Source organism: Nibribacter koreensis (assembly GCF_039541795.1).
Lineage (GTDB): Bacteria > Bacteroidota > Bacteroidia > Cytophagales > Hymenobacteraceae > Nibribacter > Nibribacter koreensis.
On record NZ_BAABGX010000001.1, the window covers coordinates 180,164 to 206,418 of the forward strand.

Below are 26,255 nucleotides of genomic sequence, written 5' to 3' on the forward strand. Positions count from 1 at the left end.
GTTATCTAGTGTGGGGCCATTTCATGGGAGTAGTCCAAGCCTGGACACTTCCCTTTTTAAGCAATAGGGAGAAAATGAAAAACAGGATTAAGCTGAGCACCGCGTTTACAAAGGCAAACGTGTAGGTGTAAGAATGAGTATCAATGTCAGCGCCGCTCACCTGAGAAATAGGAATGATGAACGCAATAATGGCATTGATGGCCAGGAAGATGTACCAGTGTCTTGGCTTGTAAAAACCGGTGCTCAAGGCGCGGTTCAAGACATAATAATAGAGCACTACCATGACCAGCGTGATGATGAACAGCATGAGACCGGTGTTGGGGAACACCACCTCGCGGTAATCATTGGTGAAACTGGCTGGCATGGGCCGGCCCAAGAAAAGCTCATACAGCCCGGAGAAGAAATTCTGAATCATCCTTAGTTGGTTTCTTTGTTAAACTTCATTGTAGCACTAAATACAAACTCACTTTTATCTCTATAGAGCGCCTGCACGCCGTCTATTATCTTATTGAACTGGTACGTTTTTCTGGGCGCTGACGCCGGATTGTTGTCATTGCCTGTAGACCACTGGCTAATCCAGGTGGGTACCGCTTGTGGTAAATTCAAAGTAATGGAACCGGTGCTGGCCGTCAATTGAGGCACTTTAACCCGCACAAAGTGGGTGAACTGCGACACGCCCGGTGCTGACTTGGTATCTTCATTGGCTACAAGGATGGTGCCAAGAGACGCTTTGCCACCGGTTATGGCCAGCTTTAGGTTCTGCTTTAAGTAGTCTGCTGACTGCATGGTGGCCGGTAAATTGCTCAAATCCAGCCCGATGGTGAACTCAACCGGCTCCTTATTTTCTGGCGCTAAATTTACCGTGGTGCATGTTTCAGCGGTTCTGCTGGTGCAGTATACCACGCCCATAGGCTTGAAGGCAGTTGCTTTTAAGACGGCTGAGTACGGCACGCTGGCATACGAAAACCCGAAATACGCTTGCTGGGCCGGCAGGTTGCGCAATACCTTGTTGGTGAACGTCTGCACGTCTGCCTGCTTGCCTACAATCCAGATGTAGAACGGAATCTCCTGACCCGATAGTGTTTGCTTCACCGCCGGTTTCTTCACCGCCGGGTAATAGTTGCCATAGAAAGGTGATGCCTCTGCCAATACTGCAACTACCAGGTTTTCATGCTCGGCTTGTTTTAAACTACTTCTAATGTCGGCGTCCAGAGACAAGAACTGCCCAGGATTGTTAGGGTCTGGCCCATGAATGAAATCTGAGATTACTACGCTCAATGCTCCGCGTTTGGTAGAGTTGGTCAAGGCGGCCTTTAACATGTCTGGCAGAGGCGTGCCCAAGACGTTGTCTTTGATACCACTTACAATGGTCAGCTTTAAGGTGTTGTACGATACGCTGTCCAGAACAGGCTTGCCAGCGTTGTCTTGCTTGGCCAGGTAAAAGCGCTTGTCATCCACATGCACGCCGTCCTGTACTTCAGAAATCAATTTGGTCAACCGGTTCTGGAAGGTGGTGGGTTCTTTGTCGGCGGCGGGTGGGGGCATAAAGCCTTTCATGCCATTGGACACCTCCAGGTAAATGTCCACGTCTACCTTGGCATTAGCTACGGGTGCTGGCTCAGGAGTTATGGCAGAGGGTTCCTTTTGGTCACGCGAGGAGGCTTTCTCTGTAGTGGTGGTCTCCGTTTCTTCGCGGGCTCCCTTTTTTTCAAAACAACCAGTGGTCATTAGTGCCAATCCCAGGCAGAGCAAGGGAAGGGTAGTACCAAGGAAGGGCGCTTTATAGATTTTGCTGTTCATGTTCATGTGTACTTACTAAGATTCCTGATGAAGGTTGACCATGGATAGAACGCTAGATTCAGGCACTCTATTACCCAAGGATATAAGCGTGACCCTGTTCCTGTGTTTCCGCTTAGGTTGTCTAGTGAACCGGGTATCCTGCCAGATTCCGTTTTTGGCCTGTTTTCCGGTAAACAGACAGAAACTAGGGCTTTAACGGAAAATATACCTTAACGGCTATATACGCAGGAAGCTTTAAAAGATGCATAAATCTGTAACGGCCTTCTGAAAATACTGGATTTGCCCATTGGTCACATTTTCTATGGGATTCGTCACATTTAGTTTAGGATGCCTGCAAAGCTGGCTAACCTTGAATCACTTACCGCACTCACCCTCCGGCTCTTACGCCCAAGCCTCATTAAGGCAAAGCCAAGCCACTTGGGTACAGGTGGGTACCATGTTCATTCAGCCATCTTAAAAAGTATTCTATGAAAAAGTTAGTACTCTTAGCCGTCTCAGGCTTATTGGCCACCCACCAAGTGGTTGCGCAGGCCCCGCCTACCAAACCTGCCGCTACGGTAGTTTCTCCCTTAACTGCTAGCACCGCTCCCAAAGGAAACAGCAAAATCTCCGGCGTGGTCCTTGATGAGGCCGGCAAGAAACCGGTGGAGTTTGCCACCATCTCTTTGGTAGACAAAGCCAACGGCAAAACGGTAGACGGCACCATCTCAGATGACAAAGGAAAATTCACCTTGACCCGTTTGGCTGCCGGGCAGTATAAGTTGTTAGTGAGTTTTCTGGGCTATGAGACCAAGGCGGTGGAAGACATCTCTTTGGGCAACAAAGATGAAGTAAACGTGGGTGCCATTACTTTAAAGATGGATTCTAAGGTCTTGCAGGAAGTGTCTGTGGTTGGAGAGAAGGATTTGGTAGAGGACAAAGTAGACCGCTTGGTGTACAACGCCGAAAAAGACATCACCAACGCCGGAACCTCAGCCAGCGAAGTTCTCAAGAAGGTGCCGGGTCTGACCGTGGACATGGATGGCAACGTGCAACTACGCGGAAGCTCCAACATTCGTGTGCTCATCAACAACAAACCGTCAGCCATGATGGCCACCAGCGTGGCAGACGCGCTGCGCCAGATCCCGGCAGATTTAATTAAGAGTGTGGAGGTGATAACTAGCCCATCGGCGAAATATGATGCAGAAGGTACGGCGGGCATCATCAACATCATCACCAAGAAGAACAGCCTGCAAGGCGTGAACGGGGTGGTGAACGCCGGGTACGGCAACCGCATCAGTAACATGAACGGTACGCTCAATTACCGCAAAGGCAAGTTGGGTGTGATGGGCGCTGCGGGGCGTCAATGGCGTAACAACCCAGCCGAAAGTTTTAGGGAAACGAAATACAAAGGCATTGAAGGCCTGGACCGCCTGACCCAGGTGATGGACGGCAAGCGCGAAGGCTTGTTCCAACTCTACCAGTTTGGTCTGGATTATGACTTGACGCCTAAGAGTAGCTTATCAGGGGGCATCCGGTTTCAGGGCGGAGAGTTTACCTATATGACTAGCCAAGCCTCCACGCAGTACCTGACCAATGGTACTACCTTATCCAATACCAGAATCAACAAAAGCGACTTTGACAACGCCAACTTTGACATCAACCTGGATTTTACCCAGCAACTGGCCAAGCCTGGCCAAGAGTTGAGCCTCTTGGGCTTGTTTAGTAGAAGCGACCGTCAGAACTTCAACTTCGCGGATATCCAGAACCAGGACCGACAGCTAATGACGCGGGAGCAGTTCCTGAACGATGCCTACAATGAAGAGAAGACGCTTCAGGCAGACTACACGCACCCGTTCAAGAACAAGCACCTTTTGGAACTGGGCGCCAAGGCCATCTTGCGCTACGCTGAAAGCGATTATCAATTTTTACTAGCCAATCCGGCAGATGCACCCTTTACGGTTGTCCCAAGCCGCACAGATATTTTCTCTTATAACCAGAATGTAGAAGCGGCTTATGCTACCTATGAGTTTAGCCTGGATAAAAAGTATACCTTCAAGCTGGGTTCCCGGTATGAAATGACGCAGGTGGACGGGGATTTTGTTTCTACCAAAACATCGGTGAAACAGGAATACGGCAACTTCATTCCCAGCCTGGCTGTCTCCAGAAAACTCACCGAAAGCCAGACGGTCAAGTTCAACTACACCAAGCGCATCCAGCGGCCGCAGTTGGGCTATTTGAACCCGTTTGAGAACCGCACGGATACGTTCAACATTCAGGTGGGCAATCCCAATCTGCAGGCCGAAATCACCAATGCCTATGAACTGGGCTACAGCACCTTCTTTAAGAACGGCATCTCAGTGAACGCCTCGCTGTACCTGCGCAAAACCGACAACTCTATTCAGGCTTTTGTGATACCTACGGCAGGAGGCGTCAACTACACCCGTTTCGGGAACATAGGCAAGAACAGCAGTTATGGCATGAGCTTGTTTGGCAACGCCAAGTTCTTGAAAAAAGGAAATGTGAGCGGCAATGTGAACGTCTTCTACGTGGATTTGGAAAGCACCTCGGCTGAACTGAACGCCTCTAACGCCAGCATGATGTACAACCTGAACCTGAACACTTCTTACGCTTTTGAGAATGGGTTCAGTGCCCAGATGGCCGGTGAGTTCAACTCCCGCAGAGTGACCTTGCAAGGAAAAGCCTCGGCCATGGCCGCCTATTCCTTTGCCGTTAGAAAAGAGATTCTCAAGAAAAACGGGAGCATTGGTTTGAGCGTGGACAATCTATTCAATGAGCGGCTTACCCAGCGCAATTCCTTTTCTACTCCCACCGTAGACCAGACTGGTGCCAACTACATCTACAACCGCCAGGTGCGCGTGCTGGGCAGTTATAAATTCGGGAAGGTGACGGGCAAGCCCCAGCCTAAGAAAAAGAAGAAGATCAGCAATGATGATGCTAAGAACAACAGTGAGGAATAATAGTAACTGTTTGCCGTAACCAGTATCATTCCAGAAGCCTAATCCCTCTTCGTTTTTGGCCTGATTTCTAGAAAACAGGCCAAAAACGAAGAGGGATTTTTTAATGCATGTGCGTGTTGGCCATCGGCTAATGAATCCATGACAATCCACTTAAGCAAACATCGCCTTTTACCAGCATTCCCGCTTTGCCGCATTCGTCACTTATTTCTGGGGATTCATCACAATTAGTTTCAGAGGCGACTAAAGGCGCTTATCCTTGTAAAAGCTTATCTCAGATACATTAACACTAGACTAGCATGGCAGAAAATATATACCTTTCCCTACTTTCAAATAACACATCCGTGAAAGAGATTCTCAACGATAAGGAGCAGTTCAAGAAATTAGAGTTCTGGCTGGTTACCATTCTATTTGTTTTGGCTGCCTTCTCCATGGCCAATAACTCGTCTAACTATTTACAGGAGTTATATAAGGAGCACAGAACGCCTTTTGACTATTATGGCAACTACCTGTTTCCTAACCTGGCAGAGTGCGCCCTGATATATGTGACGTTTGTGTTCCTGAATTTTAAGGTTTTCCCAGATTTAGTAGGCGGCGAAAGTAAGAAACTGCCCATCTTTTACTTGGTGCTGGTGTTTGCCGTATTAGGCTTATTGTTTGGCGTAATTGAGACCCACTCTAAAAATTACCTGTTCCATACCTTTGCCACTGAAGACCAGGCCTTAGACAACTACTTCCAAAAAAGCTACCTGCAGGCGGCCTGGTTTGTCTTTGTCTTCGGGTTGTATTACGCTATCAAAATCTCGGTTTTTTACCTGCTCAACAACTCAGAGGCCATCCAGTCAAAGTATCGGATCGTGACCCGCGACGGACTCATTGGCATTGTCATCTGGATGGTGACCATGTTCCTGCTCATCATTGGCGAGGCCGAGGGCGAGGCGATTATTGGCTGGGGCATCATTGGTCCTATAAGCGTGGCCTTGTTCTGCTTTGCATTTTTCAAGCTTATACCAGATGCCTTATCCAGGAAGAGACCGTTTTTGAGCTATCTGCTATTTGCGGTCTTCTTTTCCTTTCTTTCCTTCTTTCCGGCTGCGCTCATAGCTGTCATTTTCAGTAATGGAGGCGACTTTGGGATAGCAGTGGGCGTGATATGCGGGTTTTTCCAGTTCTTTTTCACCTTCCCGGTGGCCTATTTTCTATATGTACGCCATTTAAAAAGTCAGGAGGTAGTGCATGGACTAAAAAAGGAATTGGGCAACTCTGCCGCCAACTTAGACTTCCTTCGGTCCCAGATTAATCCGCACTTTCTCTTCAATACCTTGAACACCTTGTACGGCACTGCCTTGCAGGAGAACAGCGACCGCACCGCCCAGGGCATCCAGATGCTGGGTGACATGATGCGCTTTATGCTCCATGAAAACCACCAACAGAAAATCCTGCTGGCCCGCGAGGTGGAGTACCTGAACAATTACATCGCCCTGCAGTCCCTGCGCACCTCCACATCTCCGGACATTCTCATCCAGACCAACATTGAAGATGTGTTAGCCGAGAAGTTCATTGCGCCCATGCTCCTGATCCCGTTTGTGGAGAATGCCTTTAAGCACGGGATCAGTCTTCAGAACAAGTCCTGGATACGGGTGAGCCTGCACTGTGACCAAAAGAAGCTCTACTTTGATGTGTACAACAGCATCCATTCTAAAAGCGATTTGGACCCTGAGAAGGATAAGTCGGGCGTGGGGCTGGAGAATGTGAAACAGCGGCTGGCCTTGCTGTACCCTAAGCGCCATGAGCTTATCATCAGAGAAACCGCCAAAGAGTTTTTTGTGCACCTAACCCTGGACTTGTAATCTGAAGACGGTTGCCGTAGCTTTAAGGTTAGAGACAGAAAACGTAGGAGAAGAGCATGAGAGCAATTGCAGTGGATGATGAACCAATGGCCCTGGAAGTGGTCAGGTCCTTGGCGTCTAAGGTCCCGTACCTGGAGCTGGTGGCCTGCTTCACAGACGCGTTCAAGGCCTTGGAGTTTCTGCAGAAGGAGTCCATTGACCTGGTGTTTTTGGATATTAAAATGCCCGACATCACCGGCCTTGAGTTTGTAACCAGCCTGCAGAAGAAGCCCCTCATCATTTTCACGACTGCCTACTCTGAGCACGCCGTCACCAGTTTTGAATTAGACGCGGTGGATTATCTCTTGAAGCCGTTCTCCTTGTCCAGGTTCATCAAAGGCTGCAACAAGGCCTATGAGCTGTACAACTTCCGGAATGCCCCCGAAGCCGCAGACCATATCTACATCAAGACGGGCTACGAACAGATTAAAGTAAATTTTGACGAGATCCTTTACCTGGAGGCCACCGGGAATTACGTGACCTTTGCCATGGAGAAGGGCGCCAAACACCTTTCAAGAAGTACCTTTGCAGAAGCCATTAACCTGTTGCCCCAGGATAAGTTTGCCCGAGTGCACCGCTCGTATTTGGTGGCCTTGGACAAGATTGACAAAGTAGAGCGCCATCAGGTCACCATTCATAACAAGGAAATTCCTTTGAGCGAGGCCTACCGGCATGACCTGGCGGCGGTTTTGGGCAGGTGAGGTAGTTGAGTCGTAAGCCCTCCGTTTTTGGGCTGTTTTCCAGAAAACAAGCCAAAAACGGAAGACTATCATGGTTTGGCAGGTGCGCCACCATGAAATTAAACCAGGTAAGCCTGCGTTACCTTATAGAGTAAACTAGGAGAAGGACATGACCCAAGCCGAATTTGACGCCGATTACGCAGATGCCTTAGAGAACATTCTGGTAGCTATGGCGCAGAATGCTGAGATTGACCCGCAGAAGTTTTATAGCATGGCCTGCGTGATAGAGAACCTTCGGTTTTTTAGTCCGGTGTTGTTTGCTGCCATTAAAAAGCCCTCAACCGAAATAGACTAAGCCAGATCTCGCCGCATCTAGCCATTATTCTTTATCTCGCTCTTTTCCCTGTCGCTTTAAAATTAAACTGCTTGAGAAACTGCCAGGGGCCGTTCTGGTATTCCCAGAGCGTCAGGCCGGTAGCGGTGGTGGTGAATGGCTCAAAATCTAGTTCTAACGCATTCTTTAACTCCTTAGCGGTTGCTGGGTCTACCTTGTTCTGAATGGTGATATGCGGCCTAAGTTTCTGCTGGTCCTGCGCAGTCAAGGTAGGTAACCAGTCTTTTTGCAATTGGGTGTGCAGTAACTGTAAGATTTCACTTTCTATTCTAAAGGCCACTCCTTTGCCCAGGCTCATCAATTCTGTGACATGCAGGGCAAACGCCGTCTGCGGTTGACTCACCTGCAAGAGCGTTTCTGCCAATTCTGGTTGTGGGACGGTTAAATGATGAAACAGCGTTAAGTGCGCATCTAAATAGTTTCGGTGTGCCGGAAAATGCTCTTTCCTTAATCCATTAAAATACGCCTGGGCTTCTGAATCTAGTGAGAGGGTTAAAATGAGCGGTGCCTGTTCCATACAATATTGCGGTAGATTATACCTGTAACCAAAAAAGCCTCTCAAAGTTGAGAGGCTTTTCTATGAAGCATTGTCATCCCATTCGTTAGTCCTATGACCGGGCCAGCCCCAACAAGGCCAAAGGGTATAAATAGTTGTGTTGCGCGTCTACCATGGGTAAGCTGTGGAAGGTTACCAGCCTATGCCGTAATCCTCACCGTGGTTACTGGAGCCTCCCCAGAAACTGCCGTGCTTCCAGTCAAAATAGATGGCGTTGATGGGGCCGCTGGTGCGGTCGTCAAAAGTCATGATGTAACCCATTTTTTTCAATTGCACGCGCACTTCCTCAGGCGTAGTGTCATTCAAGAGAATCTGGCCGGGTTTGGGTTTGCGGTCATCGGTTTTGGTGCCGCCCAAGGACAGCCACAGTTGGTTGGTGTTAAAGTTAGCCGCCTCTGAGGCCTGTTGCACGGTCATGCCAAACTCGGCCATGTTCAGAAAGAACTGGATGAGGTTCTGCTCCTGCGTGTCACCGCCCTGTACCGCGAAGGAAAGGTACGGCCTGCCGTCTTTCAGGGCCATGGAGGGAGTGAGCGTCACGCGTGGGCGCTTGCCTGGCTCCACCACGTTAAAGGGGTTCAAAGAAGCATCCAGCACAAAGCTCTGCATGCGTTGGCTCATGCCTATACCGGTGTTGCCGGCAATGGTGGCGGGCAGCCAGCCGCCGCTGGGCGTAATAGAAACCACCCAGCCTTCTTTGTCGGCGGCCTCAACGGTGGTAGTACCCAGCCAGAGACGTTCCTGATACTCGGCTAAAGAAGACTCATTGCGGGTGTCATGCTTGGGCGCGAAGTTACGTTTGGTGGTATCCAGCTCATAGCCTCTGTTCTTGAGCATCTGCAAATAAGGATTGGTTTTGCCTTCAAACGGATAGGGATCGCCGGGGCCAATGGTGGGATTGTTCTGGTCCATTTTGATAAGGCCTGCGCGCTGTTTGGCGTAGGCATCGCTCAATAAACCTTTCATAGGTTCAGCCGGGGCAAACCGTTGGTCACCATAATAGAAATCACGATCTGCAAAGGCAAGGCTCATGGCCTGGTACACGGTATGGATGTACTGGGCGCTGTTATAGCCCATTTTTTTCAGGTCAAAGTTCTCCAGGATGTTCAAGGCCTGTAGCATCATGGGGCCTTGGGTCCATTGTTGCAGTTTGTACACTTCTATGCCTTTGTAGTTGACAGAAAGTGGCTCTTCTTCCAACGGTTTCCATTTGGCCATATCCTGCATGGTAATCAGGCCACCTTGTTCTTTAGACCCGCGCACAAACTCCTGGGCAATGTCACCGGTGTAGAAGCGGTCATAGGCGGCCATGATGGCGTCTTTCCGGCTCTTACCTTTCTTTAGCGCCGCGCGCTCAGCTTCAACCAGTTTGGTAAGGGTCTGCAACAAGTCTTTCTGCACAAAGATTTCGCCGGCATTGGGGGCTTCGCGCTTTTCACCGGGGTGGGTCAAAAACACTTTCTTGCTGTAGGGCCATTCTTTGATTCTGTCTTTGCCTCTCTCTATGCTGTTGGCGGTCTGCGCGTCAATAGGGTAGCCTGCCGCCAAGTCCATGGCCGGTGCCAGCACCTGCTCCAGGCTCATGGTCCCGTAATTGGCCAGCATGTGCATCAGGCCTCCGGGCGTACCGGGCGTGGTCGCCGCCAGGGGCCCAAACTCCGGCGGAAAGTTATAGCCTTTGCTTTTGAAGAACTCTGGCGTAGCTCCGGTAGGCGCAACACCCATGGCATTCAGGGCAATGACTTTTTTAGTCTTGGGGTTATAGATGAGCGCCTGGGTCTCACCGCCCCAGCTCAACACGTCCCACATGGTGCAGGTAGCCGCCAGCATGGCGCAGGCCGCATCTACCGCGTTGCCGCCCTTCTGAAAAGTCATGGCCCCGGCTGTAGCTGCCAAAGGCTTGCCGGTAATGGCCATCCAGTTCTTGCCATGCAAAGGCGGTTTCTGGGTCTGTTGGGCAAAGGCGCTAAAAGCCACCAGGCAACAGAGGGTAATAGATAAAATTCGTTTCATGTTAGAAAGGTTTGGGCGTGAGGGTTGGGTGGTTTAGCTACAGTTTAAGGCTCCTTCTTTAAACGAACTATGTTTTGAAAATGAAAGCGAGCCTGCTAAGATTTATTTTGGGTCAAGGCATTTTGTTGCAGTAATAGCGCTCCCTGTCCAGATTCTGCATATTCCTTGATTACTCTATTTCTTTCCTTCAATAAGTCAGTCATATAGTTGGTGAGCACTAACCTGTTTGCTAATTCACCTAATATCCCTAAAGGCGAGGTGAAGTGGAATACGTCTCTCATTAAAGTGTTTTCTTGCTGTGGGACAAAATGATGCTCATGCCTAAAGCTTTTGAACGCGCCCTGCACCATTTCGTCTTCAAAATAGAACGGGGGCTCAAAGGCTGTGATTTTGCTGGTAAGGGTTTGCCAAACACCAAAATGCTTGGCCCGCCACGTCACTGTTTGTCCTAAGCCAATCAAACCCGTAGTAACCCCTGCAATGGCTTTCTCACCGGTATGTTCCGTGGAGATGGTGTGCAAGTCAATGCTTCTGGACAAATCAAAACAAAGGGCAGGCGGCCCCGCTATACATGTTTCTAAGTGGATGACGGGCATAGCATATTTTAGGGCAGATGGTTTTTAACCGTTTAGTCAATAGCGTTCTCAAGGTTACTCATTTTTAGCCTGTTTCCCAGAAAATAGGCCAAAAACAGAGACAATCACCTACCAGTCTCTCTTAATGAATGACCAGCAAATCTTAATCAAGATAAGCCATGTAGAATTAACAGCCAAGCAGGAAAAACTTTAGCCCAAACCAAGAGATTAACCCAGATAAATCTTTTGAAACTAGTAGTCCTGTAAACGGTGCATTTGTTCAAGAGTGAATTTATCGCCACCTTTTACCTTCGTTTGAAATGTGTCGTACTGACCTGAGTTATTTCAAGCCTGTTACGTGTTAAACCTTCTTGCCTTCTATGCACTCTACCTTTGGCTTTGCCTCTAAAAAGCTTTTATTTAAAGTACTGCCTGCAGCTTTTGCGGTAATCCCTTTCTGTCCAACTGTCGCTCAGTCTGTCTCTTCTGCAAAACCTGTTATGGAGAAGAAGTATGAGAAAGAACTACAGGCGCTGGTTAAAAAATCAACCGTCCAAAAAGCTTTAAAAACCATTGAAACGCAGGACCCGCAAACCGTCAAAGACCAAATCTTACTCACCGAGATACCGGCCCCGCCTTTCAAGGAAGAGGTGAGAGGGAAACAGTTTGCCGCCATGTTGCTGGCCGCCGGGGTGGACACCGTCTGGACCGACAAAGTGGGCAACGTGATAGGCAAGCGCAAAGGCAAGTCAGGCAAAAAAACGGTAGTGCTGGAGGCGCATCTGGACACGGTCTTCCCTGAAGGCACCGATGTGAAAGTAAAGCAACGCGGAGACACCTTGTTTGCCCCCGGCATCATGGATGACACGCGCGGTCTGGCCGTGGTGCTTTCTGTATTGCGGGCCTTAGAGCAAAACAAAATAGAGCAAGAGGCAGACGTGCTGTTTATTGGCACCGTAGGCGAAGAAGGCCTGGGTGACCTGCGAGGCGTGAAGAACCTCTTTGCCGCCGGAAGCCCCAAGATAGATTCTTACATTGCCGTAGACGGGGGCGGACTAGACCGCATCACGGCCGTGGCTTTGGGTTCTGTGCGTTACCGGGTGACGTTCAAAGGACCGGGCGGACATTCCTGGGGAGCCTTCGGGACGGCCAATCCACACCATGCGCTGGGTAAAGCCATTCATTACTTTTCTGAAGCCGCCGATGCCTTTACCAAGACCGGTGTCAAGACCAGTTACAACGTAGGCATTGTAGGCGGCGGTACCTCTGTGAACTCCATTCCGTTTGAGTCCTGGATGGAGGTAGACATGCGCTCAGAAAGCCCCGAAAGACTCAAAGGCATAGACCAACTCTTAAAAACCGCTGTGCAACGCGCCTTAAAAGAAGAAAACGAGACCAAACGCAGAGGACCTGCCTTAGATGTAGCCGTAGATTTGGTAGGAGACCGACCCTCTGGTGCTCTTGACCCAAAAACGGAACTGGTGCAGAGAACCCTGGCCGCGACTAGCTATTTTCAGGTGCAGCCCAATTTAATCTCAGGTTCTACCAATGCCAATATTCCCATCTCGCTTAACGTTCCGGCCGTCACGGTGGGCGTGGGCGGCGTAGGCGGTGGCGCGCACTCATTAGATGAATGGTGGATGAACAAGAACGGGCATTTGGCCATTCAACGCACTTTGCTTTTATTGCTGGCAGAGGCGGGCATTGCTACTAAGTAATTTGAATTCACCTTCGCTCAATTTTGTGATCTATGAAATCCATGCAAACTAAAATCACGCTGTACCTGCTGTTGCTCATCTTCAGCTTGTCCTGCTCTGTCAAAGAGGGGACAGTTTCTTCTAAAGAGCGGGAGCGTTGGGAGGCGCAGGCCAAACGGGTGACCATTATCAGAGATGATTTTGGCGTGCCGCACGTGTACGGTAAGACAGACGCTGATGCCGTGTTTGGCTTGTTGTACGCCCAGTGCGAGGATGACTTTAACCGGGTGGAGCGCAATTACCTGTGGGCCATCGGCCGGCTGGCCGAAGTGGAAGGTGAGGAGATGCTGTACAGTGACCTCAGGGCCCGACTGTATATGTCCAAGGAAGAAGCCATCCAGAACTATGAACGCAGCCCCGAGTGGCTCAAAGCCCTTTGCCTGGCTTTTGCAGATGGCATCAATTATTACTTGCTTACCCACCCCGAGGTAAAGCCCAAACTACTCACCAAGTTTGAACCCTGGATGCCCATGTACTTTAGTGAAGGCTCTATTGGCGGCGACATTGAAAGCATTTCTACAGCAAGGGTCAAGGAATTTTATGAATCAGATAAATCATTGGGCTACCAGGTGCCCAAAGGCAGTGGGCTGGTGAAGCCGGGCGTCTTGCAAGAGCCGCAAGGGTCCAACGGGTTTGCCATCTCAGGTAAGAATACCGCCTCTGGCAAGGCCATGCTGTTGATTAATCCGCACACATCCTTTTTCTTTAGAGGCGAGGTGCATGCTGTGAGCGAAGAAGGGTTGAATGCATACGGTGCCGTCACCTGGGGCCAGTTCTTCATCTACCAGGGCTTCAATGAAAAAACCGGCTGGATGCACACCTCGGCTTACACAGACGTGATTGATGAATTTGAAGAAACCATCCTCAAAGAAGACGGCAAGCTGTTTTACAAATACGGCCAGGAGAAACGCCCGGTAACTTCGTCTAAGGTGACCTTGTCTTATAAAGTGGGTGATGAAGTAAAACAGAAAACCTTCACTACGTACAAAACCCACCACGGCCCCATCACGCACCAGAACGGGGATAAGTGGGTGTCTACCTCCCTTATGTGGAAACCCGTGGAGGCCTTGACACAATCCTTTATCAGGACCAAGCAAAGCAACCTTAAAGAGTTCAACCAAATGATGCAAATGCGCACCAACTCCTCCAACGGCACCGTGTACGCAGACGCAGACGGCAACATTGCCTATTTCCACGGCAACTTCTTCCCGCGCCGTGATGCTTCATTTGACTACAGCAAACCCGTAGACGGCAGTAACCCCAAAACCGACTGGCAAGACCTGCACCCGCTAGAGGAAACCATCATCATCAAAAACCCGCCCAACGGCTGGATTCAGAACTGCAATTCTACGCCCTTTACGGGTGCCGGCGAGTACAGCCCTAAGAAGGAAGACTATCCCGCCTACATGGCCCCGGCTCCAGAAAACTACCGCGGGGTGCATGCCATCCGGTTACTCAAGAAAGCAGATGACCTGACCCTAGACAAACTCATCAACCTGGCCTATGACCCGTACCTGCCCGCTTTTGAAGTGTTGATTCCGGGCTTGGTAATGGCCTATGATGCGCAGAAACCTAAGGATGCCAAATTGAAGGAAGCCATAGACGTGCTACGCCGATGGGATTACGCCGTGTCCAAAGAATCTGTGGCAATGACCTTAGCCCATTTCTATGCCACCAGTGCGTTTAAAATCGGCAGTGCGCCCAAGACCATGGCCATCATAGAACGCGTAGAGTATTATACTAAAACCGCCCCAGAACAAGAGCGCCTGGACCTGTTTGCCCAAACCATTTCGCAACTTGAAAAAGACTTCGGTACCTGGAACAAGCCTTGGGGTGACGTAAACAGGTACCAGCGTCTGACCGGCGACATCAAGCAGCCTTTCAATGATGCCAAGCCCAGCCTGCCCATTGGCATGGCCTCAGGTAACTGGGGCGCTCTCGCTTCCTTTGGCTCAGCGCAATACAATACCAAGCGCCTATATGGGACGCTGGGCAACAGTTTTGTGGCCGTAGTGGAGTTTGGCGACAAAGTAAAGGCCAAGACCCTGCTGGCCGGCGGACAGTCTGGAGACCCAGCCTCACCGCACTTTGACGACCAGGCCCAGCGCTACGCAGACGTGCAATTCAAAGACGCCGCCTATTACCGCCCAGATGTAGAGAAACGCGCCAAAGCCACTTATTACCCGGGAGAAAAGCATTAGCGTGACTTAGTCCTAAGGCTGTTTAAATCCTTGTTTCAAGGATAATATAAATGAGTCCTGCCATTAGATAGATTCTTTTATCTGATGGCAGGACTTGTGTTTTTTTATAATCGTTTTTGGCCTGTTTTTCAGAAAACAGGCCAAAAATGAAATTGGTGAAAGCGTAAGCTTGTACGCGCATCCATTTTTGATTTGGAAAGCACCCCTGTCACCTCCACAGGGGGACGGATTGCGTGGTAAAATAGCAATGCCCCGGCAGTTGCAAACTGCCCGTCATCATGGGCCCAAGTCGAAGACTTGCACCATGGCCACGGGACAGCAGATGGCTACAACCGTGCCTTGGCACGCATGACTATGCAGCGACAGTACCAGTCATTGCCTGCAACCACCAGAATCAACCATCCAGCCTTAGCAGAATTGGAACCAGAACCAGTCTTGGTCCTGAGCGCCTCTGTTGTTTCGTCGCCCGGCAGGGCGGGGCCAAAGGCCCAGAGTACAACAGCAGTGCGAAGGGCCAGGACGAGGCCCCGCGGCCGTGAGCGCTTAGCGGAAGAAATGAAACAAGGCTGTGAATGCGCACCGGAAGGAAGAACCATCTCAGGATTGGCAAACTGCGTGCACTTAAGCGGCCAAAGAAAGTAATTCAGCATAAGAAGCAGTCTTACCCGTAGGTAAGAACACTAATAACGGCGGAAGTAGAATCATAAGACTATTTACTTGCGGATACCAGCGTGTGCTTCCGCCATAGTATCTCTAGGCTCGTTTTTGGGCTATTTCCCAGAAAATAGCCTAAAAACGGAGTGTAAGTCTTCCTGTAAAAGCAATAAATCGCTTATTACCCAATCCGCCACGTGATGGTAATAGTCTCGCTTACCTTGATGTCATCCGCCTCGAAGTCCACGTAAGAAGGGGAGGTTTCCATGGCCATGCTGGATTCATATAAAACGTTGTCGTAGCGCTGGGACCTGATGACCAACTCCCGGAACGAGTAGTCAATCTCTAGAATCTCCTGCAACTCCACGCCCGTGGTGGTGGCAATTAACGTCGCGTTTTCTTTGGCTTTGGCAATGCCCAGCTGGATGAGTTGCTGTTGATGGGCAGACGCGTCCTTCACCCCAAAGGCGATGTTGAAATCCAGGTCCTGCAGGTTACTGGCTAACTGCGACAGCACCTTGTTGATGAGCACCTTTTCCAGAGGCAGTTCCACCTCCAGGCTGTGCGTGGCTCCATATCCATTGAAATCATAGACGCTGGTGGCTTTGTTGTAGATGGTCTCTTTCCGGACCCTGAAGTCCTTGGTCTTGAGGTTGGTTCTGGGTATACCCTCGGCTTCTAACAGGGCGCGCAGCGTATCTACTTTCTTGTTGAGCGAGTTGATGGTCTTTTCATAATCCCATTTGTGGGCTTCGGCCTCAAAAGAGAGAATAAGAATGTCTGGCGCCACCGCCAACGTACCTTTACCAGTGATCTTAAGCGTTCTTTCCATAGCCGGTTTATCTTTCTAAAAGGTACTGTTTTAAAGCCACTCTCGCCTAGTCTGGCTAAAAGATTTTAAGCACGCAGGAGGTACCGCAGCTTTGAACTTACAGGGGTAGGTCTACCCACTCTAACAGTTGAGGGATGGTGCTTTCCCAGCCCAGTTGCTCTTTGAGGTGCTGCTGCAAGCCTAAAAGAGCGGCGAGTTCGCCGTGGGTGAGGAACAGGTGTTTGGGTGCGGCAGGCAGATCAGAAAGCCATTGGACGAGTTCTTGTTGGTCGGCGTGGCCAGAGAGTCCTTCCAGCAGGAAAACCTCAGCGTTCACCCGGTACGTCTTCCCGAAAATCTTGAGTTCTTTCACGCCTTCCTGCAAATCTCTGCCGCGCGTGCCTTCGGCCTGGTAGCCGGCCAACAGGATGGAGGTGGCGGGGTCTTCCAGGTATTAGCTCAAGTAGGTGAGAATGCGGCCGCCCGTCACCATGCCACTGCCGGCAATGACAATCTTGGGCTTGCGCTGGTCAATGATTTCCCAGGTCTCACGGTAAGACGTCACAATCCTGAAATCCTCACACATCTGGAGCGTTTCTTCAGCAGATAGCTTGTGCCACGGCAGGGACTGGTAAAAGACCTTGAGCACGTCGGCACCCATGGGCGTGTCCAGGATGATGGGGATGCTGGGCAGTTCGTGTTCCTTTTTGAGTTGCCACAACAAGTACATGAGGGCCTGCGCCCGCTCTACGGCGAAGCTGGGAATGAACAGGCTTCCCTTTTTGGACAGGGTGTGGGTGACTACTTCTTTTAGGCGGGCTTTGGTGTCTTCCTGGGGGTGCAGCCGGTCGCCGTAGGTACTTTCCAGGAGCAGCACATCTGCTTGCGTGGGTTTTTGAGGAGGGTGCAGCAGCCAATCCTTGGTTCGGCCAATGTCACCTGAGAAGACAATGCGTTTGCCGTTCACCTCTAGCTCTATAAACGTGGCGCCCAGTAAATGGCCGTTGTACCTGAACTGGACTTTGAGCTCATCTGTGATGGCAATCCAATGGTCCAAGGGTTTCATTCTAAACTGCCGGATGGTTTTGTCAACCTCCTTCAAAGTGTAAAAGGCTAAGGCCGGATGGTGTTTGGAGTAGCCTTTCTCATTGGCTTGTTTGGCTTCTTCTTCCTGTATCTTGCCGGTGTCCCGTAAGATAATCTCAGTTATGTCTAAGGTGGGATCCGTGCCCCAGATTTCGCCTCTAAAGCCCAGTTGCACCAGCTTGGGCAGGTACCCGGTATGGTCTAAGTGCGCGTGGGTAAGCAAAACCAGGTCAATAGACTTGGGGTCAAACGGCGGGTTCTCCCAGTTGAGCAGGCGCAATTCTTTGATGCCCTGAAACATGCCGCAGTCAACGAGAATGGTTTTGCCCTGCACCTTTAACAGGAATTTGGACCCGGTGACGGTGCCCGCGGCACCTAAGAACTGGAGTGATACATTGGTTTCCATAGGAATGGTGCGTTAGAAAAAAGAGTTACTGGTCACACAGGTCATGGGCTTCGCGCAGGATGCGTTTTAGGCGGTCAGCACCAATGCCCATGTCATCTAAAAGGGCAGGGGCCTGGGATAATTGTTTGCAGAGCACCACTTTACTTTCCAGGAGGTGTTGTTTTTCTGCGCGGGTGAGAGAGGTAAGGCTGGTGATGGGATGGATGCCGCTCTGTTCCACCAATTCCTTTAAGCCACCGCCCTCTGGGTAGTTCCAGCCAATGAGGTGCATACCGGCGCAGGTGCCATATGCAACGGCGTCCAGGGTGAAGCGGGTATTGGTGACAATCCACCCTTGGTAAGACATTTCATGGTTGGCGGCTTTCTTCAGGAGGTGGGCTTTTATGTCTCTAAATCGGGCATGGATGTAGAGGGGTATTTTAACGTCGCATTGATAATTGGGCAGGTTGTGGAACTTGCACTCCACAAAAATCTGCTCCTGGCCCTTGGTGGCGATCACGTCTACCTCATGCGTGACGCAATGGCCCTGCATGACCCTGCTCACCACCACCTGGTAGCCTTTAGATTTTAAGATGGCGCCTACAAAGTGCTCAAACGCAAAACCTGCCGGCCCCAGCTCCATGATGGCGGCCTTGAGTTTATAGCGGGCAGCCAGGGCGCCTGGTCTTCGCTTTAGCAGCGCAAACGCCTTCTTGTAAATGAGCTTAGTAGAAATGCCCTGGTACAAGTCATTCTCTACCTCGGCAATGATGTCTTCTATCACGGGTTCCGTGGCCCCGGCAGCGGCTAAAGAGCGCTTGAGTTTTTGGTAGGAGAAAGGAGCCGTCTCGCCAGAGGATTTGGTGATGTAGATGTCTTGCCTGTTCTTTTTCATGGCAGTAGCGTCAAAGAAAGCATAAGCGTTTACGCAAGAGAAAACATAAGTAGCAGCCTTCATCAATAAGCACAGAGGCTGCTGACAGGAATTCCAATTCAGGCGTTTTTAGCCTATTTTCTGGGAAACAGGCCAAAAACGACAAACAATGGCTTGTTTAATCTCTAAATGTCTATCGCACAATAAGCCAGTCTGTTACCTGCTGCATTCAGTCCCTGTCTTGCCAAATCAGGTGGGTGCCAAGGCTTGGTGACTTACTTGTTTTTTAAAGCTCTTTGAAAGTAACGCGTTTAAATTTTTGAAGGTTATCACCGGTGATTAATTAAAGGAAAACCGCCAGTTTTAGTAGGTGCCACAGTCACTGATGAATGCCCTGCTTGCGTACCCAATAGTACTAAGTATTCTTGTTTTGCGTATATGATATAAGTCACCCGCGCAGGTGGTCATGGTCATGGGTAGGGTGGCGGTTCTTTCAGAAATTTGCAACATGGGAACGTGATTCTTTGCCGTTCTTTCAACCATGTTGTTCACGCCAAATCCATTGCTATGAAAACCATTCTTGTTCCCACAGATTTCTCAGAAAACGCCCACAACGCCTTACGGTATGCCGGCGCCCTGGCCAGCCGGATGAATGCCAGACTCATCCTGGCACATATCATCCACCTGCCGGTGGCTCCGGTAGAAAGCGGCATGGTCATACCTGTGGATTTGCATCTGGGCGAGGATTTTACTGAAGAGTTGAATACCTTGGCTACTGACCTCCGGAAGGAGCTGAACCGCGAACTAGACATAGAAACAATCTGCCAGTACGGCTACCTGACCGGCGACCTGAATACACTGGTCAAAACCCACCAGGTAGACCTGGTGGTGATGGGTACCAAGGGGGCTACCAATTTCCTGGACAAGCTCATTGGCACCAATTCTTCTGAGTTTAGCAAGACCGCCCACTGCCCCGTTTTGATTGTACCGGCGGTGGCTCAGTACAAAGACATCCAACACATTGCCTACGCCTCAGACTTTGAAGGAGAAGAAGGCGTATTTCTCCGCCAATTGTTTGCCATAGCCCAGTTGTTTCATGCCCAGGTTTCCCTTATCAACGTGGTAGACAGGCAAGAACTCAACCTGCTCTCAGACACAGAGATGGTAGAAGAGGTTACCACTCATTTTCCGGGGGTGGTGTATAGCATGGCGCAGATTCGCATAGATGATATTGTAGAGGGGCTGCATACGTTTGTAGCAGAAAACAACGCAGATCTTTTGGCTGTGTCCATGCACAAGCGCAGCTTTTTTGATGAACTCTTTCATGCCAGCATCTCGCGTAAATTGATCTACCATACCACGCTGCCTTTGCTCACCTTGCCAGAGAAACCATACCAAATGCCTTTGGACCAACCGTCTGTGCACGCACCCCGCTCCAGCCAATAAGCAAAGCCTGTGCGCAGACTGCCCCGTAGAGAATCCTAAAGAACCCGTGACATGACCAGATGGTGGCTTTTTCTGCTTGTATTCTCAGCGCTGCTGGCTGGTAAACCCAGCACAGCACAGCAGGTGCCCCTAACGCCCCTTGCCCAGCAGCAGGGTTTGCAAAGGGCTATTGAGCATTATCAAAAGCTGATGCAGGCAGGTACCTGGGACGCTTTCCCTGAGGATATCTGCGTGCAGCCCGGCACCCAGGACCGGTTTGTGCCCAAAGTACGCAACCTGCTCTGCCTCACCCAAGACCTGACCCATTGCGCCACCCAGGACAGTACTTTCTTTGACGCTCACCTAACCGACGCCGTGAAGCGGTTCCAGAGGCGGCACGGCCTGCCCGCTGATGGAATTGTGGGATGCAATACCTTGACGGCCCTGAACGTGTCACCGGCCAAACGCCTCCAGCAGTTGCTAGTGAATCTGGCGCGCTGGCAAGATTCACTGTACGCCCCAACTTACCCGCAAGTGTTAGTCAACATTCCAGACTACACCTTACATCTCTTGAACAGCCAGGCGCAAACCGTCTGGAAAACCAGAGTGGTAGTAGGGCAGGTGAAGCGCAATTTCCAAACCAGGCAGATCAACAGCAGAATCAGTTATCTGGTAGTACGCCCCACCTGGAACCTGCCTAAAAGCATTATCAAGAACGAAATCATACCAGCAGTAAGAAGGGATGCCAGTTATCTGGCCAAAAACCACATGGACCTTTACAAAGAAGTAAGAGGAAGGCTGGTCCCTTTGGGGGTGGGGAGTGTGAACTGGAAAACCGTTGACGCTACCAAGATCACCATCATTCAAAGGCCGGGCACCTGGAACGCGCTGGGGCAGATCAAGTTCCTCTTCCATAACCCCTTTGACATTTACCTGCATGACACGCCGGCCAAGGCCTTGTTCCATCACCCCGTAAGAGCATATAGCCACGGGTGCGTGCGGGTAGAACATCCAGACAAACTTGCCACCTATCTTTTAAGTCCGGACTGGGGAAAACCCGTGGCCTTTTCTTTGCAGGCGCAAAAAGGCCAGAACCAACAGGTGTTTCTGCCCAAACCGGTGGCCATCCAAATAAGATATTTCACCAGCTGGATAGACGCGCAAGGAGTACTTCAGTTCAGGGATGACGTGTATGGACTAGATGCGGTCACGTTCCCACTGCTAAGCGAAGTGCATTGATTGACAGACCGTGCTAGTGGTTTTTGGGAGAAGGCAGTTCATCTTGGTTTGAAAGCGGTTCCATCCACCCAAATTCCTGGCACAACCTCCTAAAGTTCTCTGGCAGCGTGGCTTTTATCTGAATGGTGTCTCCCGTGAAAGGATGCTCAAATTGCAATGAGGCAGCGTGCAACAACAAAGTTGGGCTGTTCAATTCCTCCAGAAACATACGATTGTGTCGCCAGTCCCCGTGCTTTTTATCACCCACAATGTAGTGCCGGGCATGCGCAAAATGCTTGCGTATCTGGTGCATTCTGCCAGTCTCTGGTTTTATCTTGACTAAGCTATAGCGCGCCGTCTGGTACGGGCCCACCGGGATGGGCAGTTCTACCGTGGCCAACCGCGCGTAGTGGGTGACGGCATCCTTCGCTTCTTTGTGCTGATGGTCTTTGTCTGGCCTTATGGGACTGTCAATGGTGGCCTGCTCCGGGGCATACCCACGCACAATGGCGTAGTAGGTTTTGTCAGGCTGGCGCTCAGCAAAAGCTTTGACCAAGGGCGCGGTGGCCTCTGGGCTCTTAGCAAAGAGCAATACCCCAGACGTGCCTCTGTCTAGCCGGTGCACGGCATGCAGCCGATAGCCCAACTGGTCCCTGAGCAATTGCAAGGCAAATTCCTTCTTCTCCTCGGCAATGCGCGTTCTATGTACCAGCAACCCGTTGGGTTTGTTAATGGCCACATACTGCGCATCTTCATAAATAATCTCCAGCACCAGAATATCGTTAATGAGGCCGCAAATTACAGAAAATTCAAGAACCTTCCGGGAGGCGTAAGTGCGCCTTGCAGTTATAACAATGTAACCGGGAACACCTCACCGACTAAGAAATCCGTTCTGTCGGCGGGTAGGGTCAACAGGCCTTCGGCGGTAAGGATACTGGTCAAGTTCCCAGATCCCGTGTTGGGTACCGGAGTTGCTTTCCAGATGCCTTTTTCATTTTTAAGACGCACAGGAACATGGTAGGTGAGGGCAGGGGCAAAGGTGACATCCTCAGCTAACTGCCCCCAAAGTGGCGTTTCAGAAACTCCCAGACAGCGCTTGTGCCAGGGCTTAAAGTACAGTTGGTAGCAGACAAACGTAGACACTGGGTTCCCTGGAAAACCAAAGACCAGCGGCCCATCAGGCATCTTCCCGAAGAGCATAGGCTTACCCGGTTTTTGGGCTATTTTATGGAAAATAGGCCAAAAACGCATTTGCTCCAATACCTGGGGCAGGTAGTCAAACTTGCCTTTAGACACGGCGCCAGAAAGGAGCACTACCTCATTCTCTCTAAAAATGTCCGTGAGTTGTTGGCGCATGGCCTCTGGCTCATCTGGCAAATGAAATAGGCTCGCCTGTATATTTTCTTCCTGCAAGGCCGCCGCCAGCATGTAGACGTTGGATTTTCTAATCTGATGCGGCAACGGTGTTTGGTCTATTTCTACTAGTTCATCACCCGTGCTACAGATGGCTATTTTAGGATTTTGAAACACACTAACCTTGCTCAAGCCCACTGAGGCCAGCGTCCCTATCATGGCCGGGGTAATCCGTTGACCGGGCATTAGTAGAACCGTGCCCGCCAGACAGTCAGCACCTTGCCGGTGAATGTTCTGGCCCCGCTTGACATGGTCAATAAGCACGGTGGCGAGTTCCTTTAAAATTTGGCAGTCTTCATACCTGATCACTGCCGTAGCGTTTACCGGTAGCACCGCGCCCGTCATCACCTCTACGCAATTGTCTGGATTATCTAAAGTAGTTGGAGGCTGGCCGGCGGCTTGTATCTGGGCAATGGAGAAGGTTCTGGTACCGGTTTCAAACGCCTTTGCATTGATGGCAATGCCGTCCATGGTCACGCGGTCAAACGGCGGAAAGTCACGGTCAGCTTTTACTTCTTGCGCCAAAACCCTGCCCAACGACTGCAGCAATGGCACATTCTCTATCTTGAAGGAGATGGTTTCCTGTAGAACTAATTGCAAGGCTTGCTCAACGGATATCATAGGTCAGGATGCGAAATAGCTTAGGTGTACTGTAAAACCAATTTAACGCCGATGACCAGCACAAACACGCCCGTCAGGCCTTTGACGGCGCGCGGCTGAAGCTTTTGTAAGCTGACGCGGGTGCCCACCTGTCCACCGGCAAACACCGCCAGAAGCAAGGGGAATAGAATGATGCCGTCTGCTTTGAAATTTCCGCTTGCCACCTGCCCGGCCAAGCCCGCCAGAGAATTGACCAAGATGAAGAAGGAGGCCAGCGCGGCAATGGTTTTAGGCTGGGCCCATCTCAGCAAATGCAACACCGGCGAAAGCAAAATGCCACCGCCAATACCCACCAAACCAGAGACAAACCCAGCACCGGCACCCAGTGAGAGATGAAGTGCTAAGGCGCTGCTTTTGGGGGTAGGAGCGTGGCTTTGTGGAACGGGCAGAAATAACTGGAAAATCAACAGCGCTCCGGACAAAGCCAATACTGCGCCCAGGCAAACAAAGAAAACCGGTTGGGACAAGGAAATGGTGGCGCCTAGAAAAGCGGCCGGCACACTGCATGCCACTAGCGGCAGAAAAAGCTTCTTGTTAAAAAGGCCCTCTTGGTAAAACAAATAGGTGCCGCCTGAGACCACCACCAGGTTGCAGAGCAGGGCCGTGGTTTTAATCTCCAGAAAGTTAGGCAAGAAAAGCGCCAACAAGGCCAGGTAGCTAGACCCACCGCCAAACCCCACCGAGGAGTACAACACCGCCACGGCAAAAAAACAAAGGGCCAGCCAGAGCAAAGATGCGTCCATCAAGTTACCACTAGTGTGTTGGAGAAGTCTCTCTGCCATTGATCCATGCCCCCGGCCAGGCTGTACACTTTCAGGTTTGCGTCATGTTCTAACAGAATTTGCGCGGCCTTTACGCTGCGGCCTCCTTTCTGGCATACGGTCACAATGGGCAGGTGCAGGGGCAACTGGCCTACTTGCTGAGGCAGTAAGCCCAAAGGCGTGAGCAAGGCTTTCTGTAAGCGCGCGTGTTGGTATTCCGGTTCTTCGCGCACGTCCAGTAACAAGAACTTCTGGCCTTGCGCTATCCAGTCAAAGAGGTCGTGAGTGGACATCTCTGGTACCGCGGTACAAGTTGCTAGCGCATAGGAAGCCTGCAAAGAATCTATTTTCTGATTTTGAGGATTGGCCTTCAACTTAATCTTATGCTGGGTCTGGTGCAGAAAATCAAACAGCAGGAGAGAGCCTGCACAGGCGGTGCCAATACCCGTGAGAACCTTGACGGCCTCCAGGGCCTGGTGCATGCCTAACAAGCCAGGAACTACCCCCAGCACACCGGCGGCATTACAGTCCGGAATTTCCTGGGCCGAGGGCGGTGTAGGGTACAGGCAACGGTAGGTGGGGCCGCCCTCAAAGTTGAAGACGCTTACCTGCCCTTCAAACTGATGCAAGGCGCCGTATACAAAAGGTTTACCCAAAAGCACACAGGCATCATTGATTAGGTAGCGGGCCTCAAAGTTGTCTGTGGCGTCAATCACCAAATCATACTCTTGGATAATGGTCAGAGCGTTTTCGGGCGTCAGGTGGTGCAGGTAGGGTTGAAAGCGCACCTCTGGGTTGAGCAGAGACAGCTTGCGTACCGCCACCGTCACTTTCTTTTCGCCAACTTCTGGCGTGTAATACAAGACCTGGCGGTGCAGGTTGGTCAAGCTAATGGTATCGTCATCCATGAGGCCAATGGTTCCTACGCCCATGCCCGTGAGGTACTGTAGCACAGGAACGCCCAAGCCGCCGGCACCCACCACCAGCACCTTTGCTTGTTGTAGTTTTTGCTGTGCCTCGGGGCCAAACCCCTTAAGCTGAAGTTGTCTACTGTACCGCTGCTGGTCCATGGTGTAGCTTTTGTAGGATGTAGGCGCGCTCTTCGGGGTGATTGGCGTTATAGAGTTCCTCGTCCTGGTCTGGGTAAATGAGCTTGGTGTCTGCGTTGAGCAGGAATTTGCGCGGACAGGTCTTGCCGGTTTGAGTAAACGCTAGAGCAGACGCGTAAGCCCCTGGTTCCCAGATAGCCAACAGTGGCTCAGGCAAGTCTGACCCTTGCACGGCATAAGCAGTCGCGGTTTTGGTTAAGTCTCTTGCTACCACTAGTTTTTGCAGAGTAGAAACGCGCACCAAGGGCATGTCACAGGCAATAACCAGCCACGCCGCTTGAGGATGTTGTTGCATGGCACTCAGAATTCCGTTCAAAGGCCCTCGCACCTCCAGCGCATCTGCCAGCACGTTCACCTCATTAGAAACCTCTTGTTCCTGGCCGGGACGGACGCTCAGAAAAACCTGCGGGCAGACGCTATTTAGCATGTGGTACAGGTAGTCTCGCTGAGGTTGGCCGTGGTAAGAAAGGAGGCCTTTGTCCTGACCCATTCTTGTGCTTTGTCCGCCGCTCAGCACCAAGCCATACAAAGGAATATTAGCCGACATGGATATCAGATTTTCCGCCGGTTTTCTCCAGCAGTTGAATGTTAGAGATGATGATGTGATGGGTGAGGGCTTTGCACATGTCATAGATGCACAGGGCCGCGGCACTGGCGCCCGTCAAGGCCTCCATCTCTACGCCGGTCTTGCCCTCGCACCGCACCAAACAGGTCACTTTTAAGGAGAAACCATCTGCCGGCACAATATCTATTTTGCAGGTGGACAAAGCTAAGGGATGACACAGGGGAATGATGTCTGCTGTTTTTTTGGCGGCCATCACGCCCGCAATAATGGCCGTCTGGAACACCGCGCCTTTCTTGGTCAAGAAGTTCTGACCGGCCAGTTGGTTGTACACGTCTTCCGGGAAGCGCACGGTGGCCTCTGCTACGGCCGTGCGTTGCGTTACGGCTTTTTGGGAGACGTCTACCATGCTGGGATTACCCTGTTCATCTATATGGGAAAGTGTGCTCATAGCTAGAAGCGTTTTTGGCCTGTT

General features: G+C 50.9%; 23 protein-coding genes. 8 read left to right on the forward strand and 15 right to left on the reverse strand.

Annotated features, from left to right (window positions below; genetic code table 11):
• Window position 1 precedes the first annotated feature (1 nt).
• Together ABD880_RS00665 and ABD880_RS00670 are read right to left on the reverse strand one after the other, a co-directional pair.
• The gene (locus ABD880_RS00665; protein WP_066510050.1) at window positions 2-415 is read right to left on the reverse strand and encodes a hypothetical protein; all 414 of its coding nucleotides are present in this window, start codon (window positions 413-415) and stop codon (window positions 2-4) included.
• Between the two features lie 2 nt (window positions 416-417).
• Window positions 418-1,800, reverse strand: a complete 1,383-nt coding sequence (locus ABD880_RS00670; protein ID WP_345161285.1) for a hypothetical protein — start codon at window positions 1,798-1,800, stop codon at window positions 418-420.
• A gap of 467 nt (window positions 1,801-2,267) precedes the next feature.
• On the opposite strand from ABD880_RS00670, the gene ABD880_RS00675 reads away from it, so the two are divergent.
• From ABD880_RS00675 to ABD880_RS00690, 4 genes are all read left to right on the forward strand, one after another.
• Window positions 2,268-4,760 (forward strand): TonB-dependent receptor, encoded by a 2,493-nt coding sequence (locus ABD880_RS00675; RefSeq protein WP_345161287.1) that lies wholly within the window; start codon window positions 2,268-2,270, stop codon window positions 4,758-4,760.
• Between the two features lie 341 nt (window positions 4,761-5,101).
• The gene (locus ABD880_RS00680; RefSeq protein ID WP_345161289.1) at window positions 5,102-6,607 is read left to right on the forward strand and encodes a sensor histidine kinase; all 1,506 of its coding nucleotides are present in this window, start codon (window positions 5,102-5,104) and stop codon (window positions 6,605-6,607) included.
• Window positions 6,608-6,663: 56 nt separating this feature from the next.
• On the forward strand, window positions 6,664-7,347 hold the full coding sequence (locus ABD880_RS00685; RefSeq protein WP_345161291.1) for a LytR/AlgR family response regulator transcription factor: 684 nt from the start codon (window positions 6,664-6,666) through the stop codon (window positions 7,345-7,347).
• 148 nt (window positions 7,348-7,495) lie between these two features.
• Window positions 7,496-7,681, forward strand: a complete 186-nt coding sequence (locus ABD880_RS00690) for a hypothetical protein (RefSeq protein ID WP_345161293.1) — start codon at window positions 7,496-7,498, stop codon at window positions 7,679-7,681.
• 31 nt (window positions 7,682-7,712) lie between these two features.
• Here ABD880_RS00690 and ABD880_RS00695 read toward each other — a convergent pair whose 3' ends face one another.
• The 3 genes from ABD880_RS00695 to ABD880_RS00705 form a co-directional block, all read right to left on the reverse strand.
• The gene (locus tag ABD880_RS00695; protein WP_345161295.1) at window positions 7,713-8,237 is read right to left on the reverse strand and encodes a 2'-5' RNA ligase family protein; all 525 of its coding nucleotides are present in this window, start codon (window positions 8,235-8,237) and stop codon (window positions 7,713-7,715) included.
• A gap of 171 nt (window positions 8,238-8,408) precedes the next feature.
• The gene (locus ABD880_RS00700) at window positions 8,409-10,289 is read right to left on the reverse strand and encodes a gamma-glutamyltransferase family protein (protein ID WP_345161297.1); all 1,881 of its coding nucleotides are present in this window, start codon (window positions 10,287-10,289) and stop codon (window positions 8,409-8,411) included.
• Between the two features lie 95 nt (window positions 10,290-10,384).
• Window positions 10,385-10,885, reverse strand: a complete 501-nt coding sequence (locus ABD880_RS00705; protein WP_345161299.1) for an SRPBCC family protein — start codon at window positions 10,883-10,885, stop codon at window positions 10,385-10,387.
• A 479-nt stretch (window positions 10,886-11,364) separates the two neighbouring features.
• Here ABD880_RS00705 and ABD880_RS00710 point away from each other — a divergent pair, with 479 nt between their 5' ends.
• Both ABD880_RS00710 and ABD880_RS00715 read left to right on the forward strand, forming a co-directional pair.
• On the forward strand, window positions 11,365-12,582 hold the full coding sequence (locus tag ABD880_RS00710) for a M20/M25/M40 family metallo-hydrolase (protein ID WP_345161301.1): 1,218 nt from the start codon (window positions 11,365-11,367) through the stop codon (window positions 12,580-12,582).
• A gap of 41 nt (window positions 12,583-12,623) precedes the next feature.
• Entirely contained in the window at window positions 12,624-14,822 is a 2,199-nt protein-coding gene (locus tag ABD880_RS00715; RefSeq protein WP_345161303.1) for an acylase, read from the forward strand.
• Between the two features lie 835 nt (window positions 14,823-15,657).
• Here ABD880_RS00715 and ABD880_RS00720 read toward each other — a convergent pair.
• The 4 genes from ABD880_RS00720 to ABD880_RS00735 form a co-directional block, all read right to left on the reverse strand.
• Entirely contained in the window at window positions 15,658-16,308 is a 651-nt protein-coding gene (locus ABD880_RS00720) for an SIMPL domain-containing protein (protein ID WP_345161305.1), read from the reverse strand.
• Window positions 16,309-16,405: 97 nt separating this feature from the next.
• The gene (locus tag ABD880_RS00725; protein ID WP_345161307.1) at window positions 16,406-16,711 is read right to left on the reverse strand and encodes an MBL fold metallo-hydrolase RNA specificity domain-containing protein; all 306 of its coding nucleotides are present in this window, start codon (window positions 16,709-16,711) and stop codon (window positions 16,406-16,408) included.
• A 30-nt stretch (window positions 16,712-16,741) separates the two neighbouring features.
• Window positions 16,742-17,779: an MBL fold metallo-hydrolase gene (locus ABD880_RS00730; protein ID WP_345161309.1), complete on the reverse strand. Its 1,038-nt coding sequence runs from the start codon at window positions 17,777-17,779 to the stop codon at window positions 16,742-16,744.
• Between the two features lie 25 nt (window positions 17,780-17,804).
• Complete coding sequence (locus ABD880_RS00735) at window positions 17,805-18,653, reverse strand: restriction endonuclease (protein ID WP_345161311.1); 849 nt, start codon at window positions 18,651-18,653, stop codon at window positions 17,805-17,807.
• Window positions 18,654-19,199: 546 nt separating this feature from the next.
• Here ABD880_RS00735 and ABD880_RS00740 point away from each other — a divergent pair.
• Entirely contained in the window at window positions 19,200-20,078 is an 879-nt protein-coding gene (locus ABD880_RS00740; protein ID WP_345161313.1) for a universal stress protein, read from the forward strand.
• Window positions 20,079-20,129: 51 nt separating this feature from the next.
• Window positions 20,130-21,296, forward strand: a complete 1,167-nt coding sequence (locus ABD880_RS00745) for a L,D-transpeptidase family protein (protein WP_345161315.1) — start codon at window positions 20,130-20,132, stop codon at window positions 21,294-21,296.
• Window positions 21,297-21,309: 13 nt separating this feature from the next.
• Here ABD880_RS00745 and ABD880_RS00750 read toward each other — a convergent pair whose 3' ends face one another.
• The 6 genes from ABD880_RS00750 to moaC all read right to left on the reverse strand — a co-directional run bounded on the left by ABD880_RS00750 (window position 21,310) and on the right by moaC (window position 26,231).
• Window positions 21,310-22,047 carry a pseudouridine synthase gene (locus ABD880_RS00750; RefSeq protein WP_345161317.1) on the reverse strand — a complete coding sequence of 246 codons (738 nt, stop codon included), beginning with the start codon at window positions 22,045-22,047 and terminating at the stop codon, window positions 21,310-21,312.
• Window positions 22,048-22,121: 74 nt separating this feature from the next.
• On the reverse strand, window positions 22,122-23,309 hold the full coding sequence (locus ABD880_RS00755) for a molybdopterin molybdotransferase MoeA (RefSeq protein ID WP_345161319.1): 1,188 nt from the start codon (window positions 23,307-23,309) through the stop codon (window positions 22,122-22,124).
• 20 nt (window positions 23,310-23,329) lie between these two features.
• The gene (locus ABD880_RS00760; RefSeq protein ID WP_345161321.1) at window positions 23,330-24,091 is read right to left on the reverse strand and encodes a sulfite exporter TauE/SafE family protein; all 762 of its coding nucleotides are present in this window, start codon (window positions 24,089-24,091) and stop codon (window positions 23,330-23,332) included.
• Window positions 24,091-25,179, reverse strand: coding sequence for a ThiF family adenylyltransferase (locus tag ABD880_RS00765; RefSeq protein WP_345161323.1), 1,089 nt, complete (start codon window positions 25,177-25,179; stop codon window positions 24,091-24,093). The genes ABD880_RS00760 and ABD880_RS00765 overlap by 1 nt, the downstream gene beginning before the upstream one ends.
• Window positions 25,157-25,765 carry an NTP transferase domain-containing protein gene (locus tag ABD880_RS00770; RefSeq protein ID WP_345161325.1) on the reverse strand — a complete coding sequence of 203 codons (609 nt, stop codon included), beginning with the start codon at window positions 25,763-25,765 and terminating at the stop codon, window positions 25,157-25,159. Before ABD880_RS00770 ends, ABD880_RS00765 begins: the two co-directional genes overlap by 23 nt.
• Window positions 25,755-26,231 carry a cyclic pyranopterin monophosphate synthase MoaC gene (gene moaC, locus ABD880_RS00775; RefSeq protein ID WP_345161327.1) on the reverse strand — a complete coding sequence of 159 codons (477 nt, stop codon included), beginning with the start codon at window positions 26,229-26,231 and terminating at the stop codon, window positions 25,755-25,757. Before moaC ends, ABD880_RS00770 begins: the two co-directional genes overlap by 11 nt.
• Window positions 26,232-26,255 lie beyond the last annotated feature (24 nt).